Source organism: Rhizobium sp. RU33A, from assembly GCF_900156055.1.
In the GTDB taxonomy this organism is placed as follows: Bacteria; Pseudomonadota; Alphaproteobacteria; order Rhizobiales; family Rhizobiaceae; genus Allorhizobium.
This window is the reverse complement of record NZ_FTMQ01000002.1, coordinates 397,307-409,600: the sequence shown is the minus strand read 5'-3', so window position 1 is coordinate 409,600 and position 12,294 is coordinate 397,307. Positions and strand designations below refer to the sequence as shown.

The following is a 12,294-nucleotide window of genomic DNA, read 5'->3' as shown; positions in this document are numbered from 1 at the left end:
CAAGGCGCATATTGGTCAAGAGAGAACGTGAGGAAGAAGCATGCGTGTTTCCATGGAGCAGGCAGCCGCACGGGTCGAGGAACTCGTAGAACGAGCAGAACGCGGAGAGCCTGTCATCATCACCCGTGACGGACAGAATGCTGTGGCCTTGCGACCGATAGAGGCCTCAGAAAGGCTGCCAACTCTCTCGCAAGAAGAACGGCGACAGCTCTTCAAGGAGCTACAGCAACGCCTCGCACAGATGCCGGACCCCTTTCCAGATGAGACGGCAGCGAGAAGCCAGGACTTTCTATATGACGAAAACGGTCTACCCAAGTGATCGTGGTCGACACCTCTGCGCTGATGGCGATCCTAAAGACAGAGACTGCAGCCGCTGAGTGCGAGGCCATTCTGTCTGATGGATCGCGGCGCCTACTAGTGCCTGCTGCCATCTTGACTGAAGCCCACATCGTAGCTGCGCGCAATCAGCGGCTCGCAGAAATGAAGATTCTCATTACAGCATCGGGTATCGAAATCATTCCTCTGACATCGGCACGCGCGGAAGTCGCTGCCGCAGCCTATCAGCGTTTCGGCAAAGGCTTCACCCCGCAGCGTTCAACTTCGGTGATTGCTTCTCCTATGCCACCGCCAAGGAGTTCGACTGTCCTCTTCTGTATATAGGAGACGACTTCGCACGTACCGATGTCCGCTCGGCGCTAGCCGCAGTCTGAGCTGCACGAAAGCCTTTGAACTGGCAAGACGGAACGCCTATATGGAGGTAACACCATTACAGCCGCACCGCCCGGCGCCCCCTGACACCAGAGGCTTTCATGACCGAAGCATCCGCGAAACCGACACCTGTCACCGTGCTCACCGGCTATCTCGGCGCCGGCAAGACGACACTGCTCAATCGCATCCTCTCCGAAAACCACGGCAAGAAATACGCCGTCATCGTCAATGAGTTCGGCGAGATCGGCATCGACAATGACCTGATTGTCGAGTCTGACGAAGAAATCTACGAAATGAACAACGGCTGCGTCTGCTGCACCGTGCGCGGCGACCTGATCCGCGTCGTGGAAGGCCTGATGCGCCGTCCCGGCCGCTTCGACGGCATCATCGTCGAGACAACAGGCCTCGCAGATCCGGTCCCGGTCGCCCAGACCTTCTTCATGGATGACGACGTCCGCTCCAAGACGGAACTCGATGCTGTGGTCGCTCTGGTCGATGCAAAGCACCTACCGCTGCGCCTGAAGGACAGCCGCGAAGCCGAAGACCAGATCGCCTTTGCCGACGTCGTCGTGATCAACAAGGCTGATCTCGTCACTCATGACGAACTGCACCAGATCGAGCACATCGTCCGCGCGATCAATCCGTCTGCCCGCATCTACTCCACGACCCGGTCAGGTGTCGACCTCGCCAAGGTCCTCGACCAGGGCGCCTTCAACCTTGAGCGCGCGCTGGAAAACGATCCGCATTTCCTCGACCATGACGACCCGGACCATGTCTGCGGTCCGGATTGCGGCCATGACCATCATCACCATGATCACGGGCATGACCACCACCATCATGACCATGACCATGGCCACGAGCATCATGCGCATGACCACGGCCATCACCACCATGACCATGCCCCCTCGGCGATCCATGATGTGACCGTGGTCTCTGTCTCGCTGCGCGGCGGCGAGATGAACCCGGACCGCTTCTTCCCCTGGATCCAGAAGGTGACGCAGACGCAAGGGCCGAATATCCTGCGTCTGAAGGGCATCATCGCCTTCAAGGGCGACGAGGAGCGTTATGTCGTCCAGGGCGTGCACATGATCGTCGAAGGCGACCATCAGCGTCCGTGGAAGGACGGCGAGAAGCGCGAGAGCCGCCTCGTCTTCATCGGTCGCGAACTCGACCGCGAAAAGCTGGAAGCGAGCTTCAAGGCCTGCGAAGCCACCTCTGCCTGAACGGGGTATTCCCGCTCCGCCGCCTGACCGAACCGTTCTGCCTGAAAGAAAGCCTGTCCGTATGCCCACTGTTGCACCGCTCGATATCGAAGGCCACGTTGTCTCGACCCATTTTCTCGGCGACATCCCGGTCTTCGCCGCTGCGAGCGGTGCCATTCATCGGCTGGATGGCGGCGAGAAGGTCACCGAGGCGAATGCCGGGCTGCTGACCTGCGTCAAGGATTCGGCAAGCCAGACCCTGCTCACCGGTGGCGAGGACGGCCGCGTGCTGCGCATCGCCCATGACGGCACGGTCACCGAACTTGCCCATGTGCCGCGCAAGTGGATCTCGGTCGTCGCACCCGGTCCGCAAGGCGCCGTCGCCTATGCCCATGGCAAGTCGGCCTTCGTGCGTCTTGCCGATGGCACGACGAAGGAATTCACCGAGGAACGCACCGTCGAGGCGGTGGATTTCGCGCCCAAGGGCCTGCGCATCGCTGTCGCACGCTACAATGGTGTTACGCTGCACTGGGTCGGAACGGCAGGCGCGCCTGTTGATCTCGACTGGAAGGGCGCTCATACAGGCGTCACCTTCTCGCCCGATGGCCGCTTTGTCGTCACCATGATGCAGGAATCGGCGCTGCACGGCTGGAAGCTCGACGGCAAGGCCGCAGATACCCGTCATATGCGGATGACCGGCTATCCCGCCAAGGTCAAATCCCTTTCCTGGTCGCCCAAGGGCAAGTGGCTTGCCTCGTCAGGTGCACCGGCTGCCATCGTCTGGCCGTTTTCCGGCAAGGATGGCCCCATGGGCAAGGCTCCGCTCGAACTCGGCACCCGCGCTAACATTCTCGTCACCCAGGTCGCCTTCCACCCGATGGAAGAAGTTCTGGCGATCGGCTTCATCGACGGCATGATCCTTGCCGTGCGCATCGCCGATGGCAAAGAGGCCCTGTTGCGCCGTCCCGGTAAGGGTGCTGTGACCTCGCTTGCCTGGAGCAGCACCGGCAAACTCCTCGCCTTCGCCTCAGAGGCGGGTGACTGTGGCGTCATCGACATCACCGGCTGATTGCCAAGCTAGCGCCTAAAAGCGCTTTAGTTGCGTGTATGCGCGCGTAAAATCACGCCTTGCGCTCAAAATTGCGAAAATTTGCATCAAACGATTCACCAATTACTCACCTTAACCATGTGGTAGTAAATGCCTCCCTATTTTCGGGGGGACGAGCGAGAGACAACACAGCCGCGTCTCGTCGGGACTGGGAATTATTCCAAACAAGCCTGTTCAAATTCTCTTCAACCACGGCAGCCTGGCCGAGGGCGCAGTTGCTTGCGCCCGGTCGGGGCCCTCGTTCCGAACGGACGACACATGAACCTGAACCTGAAAATCGTGGTGACGGCGGCCGGTCTTGCCCTTGCCGCTGGCATAGTCGCAGTCGCAGGCGTCGGCGCCCAGACCCTGCAGACGCTGAAAGTCAACGGCCCGATCTACAAGCAGATCGTCGACGGCAAGGACCTCATCGCAGACATCCTGCCCCCGCCGCTTTACCTGATCGAATCCTATGCTCTGGCCAACGAAGTCTTCATCCACCCCGATACGGCCGCCATCAACCTCCCGCGCTTCGATCTGCTCAACAAGCTCTACGACGAGCGCCGGGAATATTGGAAGACCTCCACTCTGCCCGACAATCTGCGCACAAAGCTCTACGACGAAGTCATCGCCAAGGGCGACCGCTATTGGAGCACGCTGCAGAACGACGTGAAGCCTGCTCTTTTGGCCGGCAATGCGAGCGCTGTCACGCCGATCCTCGCCAAGCTCAAGCTCGAGTTTCACGATCACGAAACCTCCGTGAATGAACTCGTCACCATGGCGACCGACTATCTCGTCGACCGGGAAGCCTATGCTGCTGAGGAATCGGCGAGCCGAGAAGCCATTGTTCTCACCCTTGGTCTTCTGCTGCTCGCAACCGCCCTCGGCAGTGTCTATTTCATCCACCGCCGCGCCCTGAAGCCGCTGGGTGAAATCACCAGCTTCATGACCAACATGGCAGCCGGTGACTTCACCGCAACCGTGCCTCACGCTGCGCGTCATGACGAAATCGGGCACATCGCAGCAGCCGTCGAGGTCTTCCGCCAGGCGGGTCTTGAGAACCAGCGCCTGCAGGCCGAAACGGAAACCGCCCGCGCCGAAGTCGATCATGAACGCAGTCTGCGAGACAATGACCGCATGGTCGAGGCCGAAGCGCTTCGCTTCGTGATCGAGGCCCTTGGCGCCGGCCTGCATCGCCTCGCTGAATGCAACATCCGCATGACGCTCGACGATGCCTTCGACGCTCGCTTCGAACCCTTGCGCCAGGACTTCAACCACTCCATCGCCACGTTCCAGGCAACGCTTGAGAAGGTCATGGAAGAAACCCGCCGCCTTCTGGAAAACAGTCAGGAGATGCGCCAGGCCTCCGGCAACCTCGCGACGCGCACGGAGCAGCAGGCCGCGGCACTGGAAGAAACCTCGGCAGCCCTTGAACAGGTTACCGCAACCGTGCGCGCCTCCGCCCAACGGACGAGCGACACGCGAGAACTGGTGCGTGATGCCAAAAACTGCGCGCTGGCCTCGGGCGAAGTCGTTCGCTCCGCAGTCTCTGCCATGGAACGAATCGAATCGGCGTCCTCCGAGATTGGTCAGATCATCGGCGTCATCGACGAGATCGCTTTCCAGACAAACCTGCTGGCATTGAATGCCGGCGTAGAAGCGGCCCGTGCGGGTGAGGCTGGCAAGGGCTTCGCAGTCGTCGCGCAGGAGGTCCGTGAACTCGCCCAGCGATCCGCCAATGCAGCCCGCGACATCAAGGGGTTGATCCAGAAGTCGAGCGTCGAAGTCTCATCCGGTGTGCATCTGGTCGGGGAGACCGGCACCGCACTCGATCAGATCGGGGACTTTGTCAGCCGAATCGATACCAATGTCGATGCGATCGCCACCGCCGCGCGTGAACAGTCCATCGGCCTGCAGGAAATCAGCGCTGCCATCAACAGCATCGACCAGATGACGCAGCAGAACGCGGCCATGGTCGAGGAAACGACAGCAATCAGCCACACTCTGGCGGAAGGTGCCGTGCAGTTGACCTCGCTCGTCAACCGTTTCCAGCTGAACCGGCGAAGCGATATCAGAGCGGAAGGCACGCGCCAGATCGACCATCGCGCCGCCTGATCAAACCTTCAAAACGCAAAAAAAGGCCCGGCTTCCTCGCGGAAGCCGGGCCTTTCTATATCAAATTGCTCGGATCAGAACTTGACCGCGAGGCCGACATTGACCGTATGCTGGTTGAAGTCGACGTTGGTGCCGCCAACGTTGCCATCGCCGAAATCGTTGTAACGATATTCAACGCGGGTGAACATGCGGTCAGTCAGGGCGTAGTCAACGCCACCACCGACGGTCCAGCCATGCAGCGTGTCGTCGCCGCCGGGGCCTTCAAGGTTGGTGCCGGTGTAACCACCAGCCGCGAACAGAAGCGCGCGATCCATAGCGTAGCCGATACGGGCACGGGTCGACCAGTTCAGACCGGTTTCGAAGTCACCGACGCCAGCGACAGTTTCCTCGTTCCAGTCGTAGTTCAGGTCGCCTTCAAGACCGACAACGAGCTGGTTGCCGAGATCCCAGTTGTAGCCAACGAAGCCGCCGAAGCGTGCACCGTCGAAGTCAGCGTTGCCGGCACCGGCAACGTCCGCGTCGCCCCAACCGTAGCCGGTCAGAACACCTGCATAGCCACCGGTCCAGGAGAACTGGGGCGCGGTTTCGATGGCAGCCATCGGCGGTTCAGCCGGAGCTTCGTAGATGGCGTCAGCCGCGAAAGCCGAGGTCGAAATCGCCAGAGCGGCGGCAGATCCGAGAAGGATGCTCTTCATCATGTTTTTAACTCCTGTGTTACAAGGTCGCTTATAACGCCATCTCTGGTTAATGTATGTGATGATTATACAACATAACCACCTAAACCTATCCGGCGTATTTGTTCCCGCCCGTGCGAAATTTTTCGCGCCGGACCCCGCAGCAAGAAGCGATGAGAGAGGAGATAGTTCCCGCTCGTGGCGGAAAAAAGGACGGTTCTTGTCAGGACTGTGTGAGGAGTGCGTGAGTTTTGCCACACCGACTGTCGTAGAAGTCGCCACCGGATCGGCCCCGGGCACTAAGGCTCCAGTACTGAACTGCATTTGCGAGTGACAGGCGACATCGTCTCGGGGTTTTGAGGGCGAGCTCTCTGGCCCGCCCCTTTTCAAGAATCCCGCATCCGGACCGGATGCGGTTTCCGTTCAGAACCTGTAAGTGATACCCGCACCGATCAGCCACGGATCGAGCTTGGCCTTGCCGCTGTAATTGGTACCGCCGATGGTCGCGTCGAAGTCGGCCTTTAGGAACAGCTTCTTGACGTCGAAGTTGACGCCCCAGTGCTCGTTGATCATGTAGTCGGCACCGACCTGCAGCGCCGTGCCGAAGGTGTTCTTGACGTCGAGGCTGCTCGCCGCGTCGCCCTTCTGGCTGTAGAACATGGTGTAGTTGACGCCGGCGCCGACATAAGGCTTGAACGCGCCGAAATCGGTAAAGTGGTACTGCAGCGTCAGCGTCGGCGGCAGAAGCCATGTCTTGCCGACCTTGCCCACGGCAGCCAGGCTCCCCTCCGCATAGATGTTCGAATAAGTCGTGCCGAGGATCAGTTCGGCGGCAAAATTGTCGGTCAGATAATAGGTGATGTCGAGTTCGGGGGTCACGCTGTCACCGTAGGATAAATCCGAACCGCCAACGCCGTTCACCGAACCCGAATCATTGGTGATGACTCCGAGACCGCGCACGCGGACCTGCCAGGGGCTTGGCGCGGCCAACGTTTCGGTCGCCGCTTCCGGTGCAGGGTCCATAAGCGGCGCCATGTCGGCCGCCGAGGCTGCGTTAGTCAGCAGCAGCAGAGTGGCGGTCGCGGCAAGAGCGCGGGTTGAGGCAGTCCGGACGGTGCTCATCATTCTCTCCTTGAAACAGATACTGGCCTAGAGCCGGCGCCAGCTAGCAGCCCCGGAGAGAGAAGCCGCTTGAGGTAGATCAATAGGTTAGCACTTGATCATGAAAAATAACGATCGTCTTCGGAGCAGTGTCCGGCATGACACAGCCAGAGTTGACGATTGAAAAAGCAGTGTGCGCCCGGCCTGCTGCGCGGACAAAGGAAAGGGCCCGGCGCGACGAATCGCGGCCGGGCCCTTCAGCAAGCATCCGGGAGCCTTCGATCAGGCTGCGCGGCGCGAGACCATCGGCTGTGACAGCTTGCGCCCGGACGCGACCACCATGCCGGCGGCTCCTTCGAGCCAGCCATGCACGAGTTCCAGCGCCAGGAAGCGGTCACGCGCAAACGGACCCGGCATCACCAGATGCTGCGTCTTGTCGGCAAAGAAGCCGAAACGCTCATAGTACGCGGCATCGCCGACGAGCAGAACGGCGCCGTGCCCGCGCTTGCGCGCTTCGAGAAGAACGGCACGCATCAGTGCAGCCCCGATTCCCTTGCCTTCATGGGCGCAGTCGACGGCAAGCGGACCGAGTAGCAGGGCATCGATCGCCCTGCCTTCACGGCTGACGCCGGCCTCGATGCTCCACAGACGCACAGTTCCAATGACGTGGCCAGCGGCATCACGGGCGACGAATGCCAGCCCTTCGGCAGGAATGCGACCGCGGCGGATCTTCTCCGACGACTTTTTGCGGCGGTCGCGGCCCATGGTGCGGTCAAGCAGCGCTTCGCGCGCGACCACGTCGGCCGGCGTTTCATGATCGATGACAAATGCAGGCGCCGGCGCGAAAAGCGCGCGCATGCTGTCCAGAACAGCGGCCATTCTGGCCTCCCATCCCAAGCGATGACGATAATTGTGGGGGTCCGCGCCGGTTGGCCGGCGCGGGAGACGTCAGATGACGTAGGACTTCAGCGGGTCGAAGCCGTTGAACGCCACCGCCGAATAGGTGGTGGTGTAGGCGCCGGTGCCCTCGATCAAAACCTCGTCGCCGATCGAAAGCGAGATCGGCAACGGATACATGTTCTTCTCGTACATCACGTCAGCCGAATCGCAGGTCGGACCGGCGAGAACGCAGGGCTCCATCGCGTCAGCGTCATGGGCGGTGCGGATCGGGTAACGGATCGCTTCGTCCATGGTTTCGGCGAGACCGCCGAACTTGCCGATGTCGAGGAACACCCAGCGATGCTCGTCATTATCAGACTTCTTCGAGATCAGAACGACTTCCGCCTTGATCACGCCGGCATTGCCGACCATGCCGCGGCCCGGCTCGATGATGGTCTGCGGGATGTTGTTGCCGAAGTGCTTCTTCAACGACGCGTTGATCGCCTGACCATAGGCCTCTGCGGACGGGATGTCGCGCAGGTACTTGGTCGGGAAACCACCACCCATGTTGACCATCTTCAGGACGATGCCCTGCTTGGCAAGCGAGTTGAACACACGCTTCGCATCGGCAAGGGCGCCGTCCCAGGCATCGACCTTGGTCATCTGCGAACCGACATGGAACGAGACGCCGAAGCTTTCGAGGCCCAGCTGGTGCGCATAGACGAGAACGTCGACGGCCATCTGCGGCACGCAGCCGAACTTGCGGGAAAGCGGCCATTCGGCGCCTTCACCATCCGTCAGGACGCGGCAGAACACACGGGTGCCGGGAGCGGCACGGGCGATCTTCTCGACTTCCTCATGGCTGTCGACGGCATAGAGATTGACGCCGAGTGCGAAGGCACGCGCAATGTCGCGCTCCTTCTTGATGGTGTTGCCAAACGAGATGCGCGAAGCATCTGCACCGGCATCGAGCGCCATCTGGATCTCGGCAACGGAAGCGCAGTCGAAGTTCGAGCCCAGCGAGGCCAGGAGCTGGAGGATCTCCGGCGCCGGGTTCGCCTTGACTGCGTAGTAGATGGCGCTGTCCGGCAGGGCATGACGGAAGGCACCGAAATTGTCGCGCACGACGTCGAGGTCGACCACGAGGCAGGGACCTTCAGGACGGCGGGTGTTGATGAAGTCGAGGATGCGAGCAGTGGTCATCGGTCTAACCCTTCCAAAATTCCAAGGATGTCCGAAGCTGCCAAGCTTCGGGTGGACAAAGGACGGCGAGACATCGCTCGAAACCAGTCGGTGGAGACACCGGTACCGTACGAACGCTCGACGCGCGAAACGATGGATCGACGCACTCTGGAACGAGCACATTAATCCGCTTTGTCTGCCATGGATTGGAGGGAGACCCTACCGCACTTCCGGCAATGATGGTGTGCCTCTGAAGTAACTCCAGCTGATGGAAAGCCGGAAGAGACTAGAAAGGCCCGCACCGTCGTTGCTTCGTATGTCCTCGCATTTTCCGGTTGGCCGGAATAGCGACTGGAGGGGTTAGTTCCAGGTACCTTACCGATAACCTCACCTTAGGGATAAATCCCAGTTCGAGGGTCGGCGGACACACACGGGCACGTGCGACTTTGGGCTGAGCAGGAGATAAGAAATGTCCTCGTCATAATCAAGAGAATTTTTGAGGTCGTGCGGAAGTTTTTTCGCGGTTTCTGCGGCAGCTATTGAACGAAGCGGGCGCTTTGTTCACAATCCGGCAACTTCGCGAGGGGAATGGGACGAGAATGGACACGCTGACGCGCATCAGAGCCTTCATCGACGTGGTGGAAGCCGAGGGGTTTTCCGCGGCCGCCCGCAAGACAGGCCGCTCAAAGGCGCTTTTGTCCAAATACGTCAGGGAGTTGGAGGATGAACTCGGCGCCCTCTTGCTCAACCGGACCACCCGGCAGTTCTCGCTGACAGAAGCCGGCCACACCTATTTTCGCACCGCAGCCGACATCCTGAAGGAGATCGACAACCTCGCAGATCTCGTGCGCGAGAATAATGCCGACCTGAAGGGCAAGCTCAAGGTCACCGTTCCCCGCACCTTCATCGATGCCGATGTCGGGCAGTCGCTGATCGACTTCGCCAGGGAGAACCCGCAGCTATCGCTCGAAATCGTCGCGGAAGATCGATTCGTCGACCTGATCGAGGAAGGCTTCGACCTCGGCATTCGAATCACCAAGCTTGACGATTCAGGCATGATCGCCCGCAAGCTCTCCGACTTCCGCGTCTATGCGTGCGCGACACCCGCCTTCATCGCGGACAACGGCCCGCTGGTGCATCCGAGCGAGCTGTCCCGCATCCCCTTCCTGATCGATACCAACTCACGCTCGCACAACAGCCTGCGCTTCATCGAGGCGGATGGCGACATGATCTCGGTGAACGTCTCAGGCCCCATCGAGGTCAACAGTCCGCTCGCGACCCTGCGTGCTGCGCGGACCGGCATGGGCGTTGCCATGATCCCGGACTTCATTGCCCGCCCCTATCTGGCGTCGGGCGAACTGGTCTCGCTCTTCGACGACTTCATCGCCAAGGACCGCGGCATCTACGCCGTCTATCCGCACCGCCGTTACCTGCCGGCCAAGGTCCGCGCCTTCGTCGACTATCTTCACGCATGGTTCAAGCGCTATTCCTGAGCCGTGAGCGCTGCATCGGGTCCCACTTTTGTCCCATTCATCGGACAGGGAGAGACCTCAAGCGGGAAATCGGGAAGGGTTTTGGGAGCATGCTGAAGAGGCTCGGTTACTGGGCGGCCGCAATGGTCACGGCCTTTGCCACACCGGCACTTTCCCATCCGCATATCTTCGCCGAGGCCCGGCTCGAGATCGTCGCGGCGGATGACGGCACGCTGAAGGAACTGCGCAATGTTTGGCGCTTCGACGACATCTTCTCCTCGAGCGTTCTCATGGACTTCGACAAGAACAGCGACCTGAAGCTCGACCACAGCGAGTTGACCGAAATCGCCAACACGATCCGCGATTCGCTTGGCGATTACAGCTATTTTTCCTTCATCACCAAGGACGGGGCCACGTCCGAAATCGCGAAGCCCGAGGTCTTCAACGTCGACTTTAAGGACAACCAGCTCCTCGTCTTCTTCGTCGCAAAGCCGAAGACACCCGTCACGATCGGCGGGCGGATGAATTTCGGCGTCTACGACCCGACGCTTTATACCGCGATCGACTTCGCCAAGGATGAAGACATGGTGGTCGAGGGCAAGGCCTTCGCGGCCTGCACCCACAAGGTCGTCCGCCCCGATCCGGACGAGGTCATCGCCCAGAACCAGCTCAACCTCACCGAGGCTTTTTTCAGCGATCCCACCGGCAATGACATGGGCAAGCTGTTCGCCACCCGCATGGAGGTCGCATGCTGACGACGGCCGGCCGCTTGCGCATTTCGGGTCTCATTGCCGCGACACTGGTGCTTGTGCTTCTCGCCAGTCTCGCGCATGCCGCCTCCCCGCTTGGCATCGGCACGGCCGAACCCAGCTACCAGCCCTCGGGCGGCCCCTTCGCCGAATTGCTGGTCTGGATCAACGATCACCAGCAGACCTTCTACCGATCGCTCACCGAAGCGCTGAAGGCCATGCGCGAGGATCCCGCAAGCCTCATAACGCTGGTCGGCCTCTCATTCTTGTACGGGATTTTCCACGCCGCCGGCCCCGGCCATGGCAAGGCAGTCATCTCGTCCTACCTGCTCGCCAATGAAATCGAGTTGCGCCGCGGCATCCTGATTTCCTTCGTCTCGGCGTTCCTGCAAGGCCTCGTCGCCATCGCGGTCGTCGGCATTGCCTATGTCGTGCTGCGCGGCACCGCGATCAGCATGACGGATGCGACGCGCACGCTGGAGATTGCCAGCTACGCGATGATCGTCGCCTTCGGCCTGTGGCTGCTGGTGCGCAAGCTGAAGGCATCCTTTGCCCAGACAAGTGGGGCGGCAGCAACGACGGGCAGCCTGTTCAAGGGTGCCGACACGTCCTCCGGCGGCAGCGTCACGGCCTCGCTGTTTGCCGGTCCGACTGAGACCACCTCGACTGGCGAGACAACCGGCTCACGCTTCCGCGCCCTGGCGGTCGCCCATGATCACGATGCGCTGGCTCCAGGGTCTGTCTGTCACGAATGCGGCATCGCCCACCTGCCCGATCCGAGCCTCGTCGGCGGCAGCGCTTTCAGCCTGCGGGACGCCTGGTCCGCCGTCATCGCGGTCGGAATGCGGCCATGCTCTGGCGCACTTCTGGTGATGACCTTCTCGCTGTTGAACGGCTTGCTGCTCGGCGGTGTCCTGTCCGTCTTCGCCATGGCCCTCGGCACCGCGATCACCGTTTCGATTCTCGCCAGCCTTGCGGTCGGCGCAAAAAGCATTGCGCTGAAACTCTCAGGGCCCGGGTCGCGCCGCGCGGGCGTCGTTGCGAGCTCGATCGAAGTCGGTGCGGCACTGCTCGTTATCCTGCTCGGCGCCCTTCTTCTGGCAGCGAGCCTGAACGGCTGAGAGA

At 60.9% G+C, this 12,294-nt stretch carries 12 protein-coding genes; 8 read left to right on the top strand and 4 right to left on the bottom strand.

Translation table 11 applies throughout. The features are described from left to right. Positions 1 to 40 precede the first annotated feature (40 nt). From BW978_RS07915 to BW978_RS07895, 5 genes are all read left to right on the top strand, one after another. Positions 41 to 319: a type II toxin-antitoxin system Phd/YefM family antitoxin gene (locus BW978_RS07915; RefSeq protein ID WP_076393899.1), complete on the top strand. Its 279-nt coding sequence runs from the start codon at positions 41 to 43 to the stop codon at positions 317 to 319. 23 nt (positions 320 to 342) lie between these two features. Next, positions 343 to 660 (top strand): type II toxin-antitoxin system VapC family toxin, encoded by a 318-nt coding sequence (locus BW978_RS07910; protein ID WP_348529162.1) that lies wholly within the window; start codon positions 343 to 345, stop codon positions 658 to 660. Positions 661 to 809: 149 nt separating this feature from the next. After that, complete coding sequence (locus BW978_RS07905) at positions 810 to 1,931, top strand: CobW family GTP-binding protein (RefSeq protein WP_076393897.1); 1,122 nt, start codon at positions 810 to 812, stop codon at positions 1,929 to 1,931. A gap of 61 nt (positions 1,932 to 1,992) precedes the next feature. Beyond that, entirely contained in the window at positions 1,993 to 2,979 is a 987-nt protein-coding gene (locus tag BW978_RS07900; protein WP_076393895.1) for a WD40 repeat domain-containing protein, read from the top strand. 297 nt (positions 2,980 to 3,276) lie between these two features. Then, positions 3,277 to 5,112, top strand: a complete 1,836-nt coding sequence (locus BW978_RS07895; protein ID WP_076393893.1) for a methyl-accepting chemotaxis protein — start codon at positions 3,277 to 3,279, stop codon at positions 5,110 to 5,112. A 74-nt stretch (positions 5,113 to 5,186) separates the two neighbouring features. Here the strand turns inward: BW978_RS07895 and BW978_RS07890 are convergent, their stop codons facing one another. The 4 genes from BW978_RS07890 to odc2 form a co-directional block, all read right to left on the bottom strand. Next, entirely contained in the window at positions 5,187 to 5,807 is a 621-nt protein-coding gene (locus BW978_RS07890; protein WP_076394908.1) for an outer membrane protein, read from the bottom strand. A 402-nt stretch (positions 5,808 to 6,209) separates the two neighbouring features. Next, positions 6,210 to 6,911 carry an OmpW/AlkL family protein gene (locus BW978_RS07885; RefSeq protein WP_139330394.1) on the bottom strand — a complete coding sequence of 234 codons (702 nt, stop codon included), beginning with the start codon at positions 6,909 to 6,911 and terminating at the stop codon, positions 6,210 to 6,212. Positions 6,912 to 7,169: 258 nt separating this feature from the next. Beyond that, entirely contained in the window at positions 7,170 to 7,766 is a 597-nt protein-coding gene (locus tag BW978_RS07880) for a GNAT family N-acetyltransferase (protein WP_076393889.1), read from the bottom strand. Positions 7,767 to 7,835: 69 nt separating this feature from the next. Further along, positions 7,836 to 8,969, bottom strand: coding sequence for an ornithine/lysine decarboxylase (odc2, locus tag BW978_RS07875; protein ID WP_076393887.1), 1,134 nt, complete (start codon positions 8,967 to 8,969; stop codon positions 7,836 to 7,838). A gap of 578 nt (positions 8,970 to 9,547) precedes the next feature. Between odc2 and BW978_RS07870 the strand changes: the two genes are divergently transcribed. The 3 genes from BW978_RS07870 to BW978_RS07860 all read left to right on the top strand — a co-directional run bounded on the left by BW978_RS07870 (position 9,548) and on the right by BW978_RS07860 (position 12,290). After that, positions 9,548 to 10,441, top strand: coding sequence for a LysR family transcriptional regulator (locus BW978_RS07870; RefSeq protein ID WP_076393885.1), 894 nt, complete (start codon positions 9,548 to 9,550; stop codon positions 10,439 to 10,441). An 89-nt stretch (positions 10,442 to 10,530) separates the two neighbouring features. After that, complete coding sequence (locus BW978_RS07865) at positions 10,531 to 11,175, top strand: DUF1007 family protein (RefSeq protein WP_076393883.1); 645 nt, start codon at positions 10,531 to 10,533, stop codon at positions 11,173 to 11,175. Further along, complete coding sequence (locus tag BW978_RS07860; protein ID WP_076393881.1) at positions 11,169 to 12,290, top strand: nickel/cobalt transporter; 1,122 nt, start codon at positions 11,169 to 11,171, stop codon at positions 12,288 to 12,290. Before BW978_RS07865 ends, BW978_RS07860 begins: the two co-directional genes overlap by 7 nt. Positions 12,291 to 12,294 lie beyond the last annotated feature (4 nt).

Coding starts and splice junctions, on each gene's coding strand:
- BW978_RS07915 (WP_076393899.1), top strand. CDS start 41: ATGCGTGTTTCCATGGAGCAGGCAGCCGCACGGGTCGAGGAACTCGTA.
- BW978_RS07910 (WP_348529162.1), top strand. CDS start 343: ATGGCGATCCTAAAGACAGAGACTGCAGCCGCTGAGTGCGAGGCCATT.
- BW978_RS07905 (WP_076393897.1), top strand. CDS start 810: ATGACCGAAGCATCCGCGAAACCGACACCTGTCACCGTGCTCACCGGC.
- BW978_RS07900 (WP_076393895.1), top strand. CDS start 1,993: ATGCCCACTGTTGCACCGCTCGATATCGAAGGCCACGTTGTCTCGACC.
- BW978_RS07895 (WP_076393893.1), top strand. CDS start 3,277: ATGAACCTGAACCTGAAAATCGTGGTGACGGCGGCCGGTCTTGCCCTT.
- BW978_RS07890 (WP_076394908.1), bottom strand. CDS start 5,807: ATGAAGAGCATCCTTCTCGGATCTGCCGCCGCTCTGGCGATTTCGACC.
- BW978_RS07885 (WP_139330394.1), bottom strand. CDS start 6,911: ATGATGAGCACCGTCCGGACTGCCTCAACCCGCGCTCTTGCCGCGACC.
- BW978_RS07880 (WP_076393889.1), bottom strand. CDS start 7,766: ATGGCCGCTGTTCTGGACAGCATGCGCGCGCTTTTCGCGCCGGCGCCT.
- odc2 (WP_076393887.1), bottom strand. CDS start 8,969: ATGACCACTGCTCGCATCCTCGACTTCATCAACACCCGCCGTCCTGAA.
- BW978_RS07870 (WP_076393885.1), top strand. CDS start 9,548: ATGGACACGCTGACGCGCATCAGAGCCTTCATCGACGTGGTGGAAGCC.
- BW978_RS07865 (WP_076393883.1), top strand. CDS start 10,531: ATGCTGAAGAGGCTCGGTTACTGGGCGGCCGCAATGGTCACGGCCTTT.
- BW978_RS07860 (WP_076393881.1), top strand. CDS start 11,169: ATGCTGACGACGGCCGGCCGCTTGCGCATTTCGGGTCTCATTGCCGCG.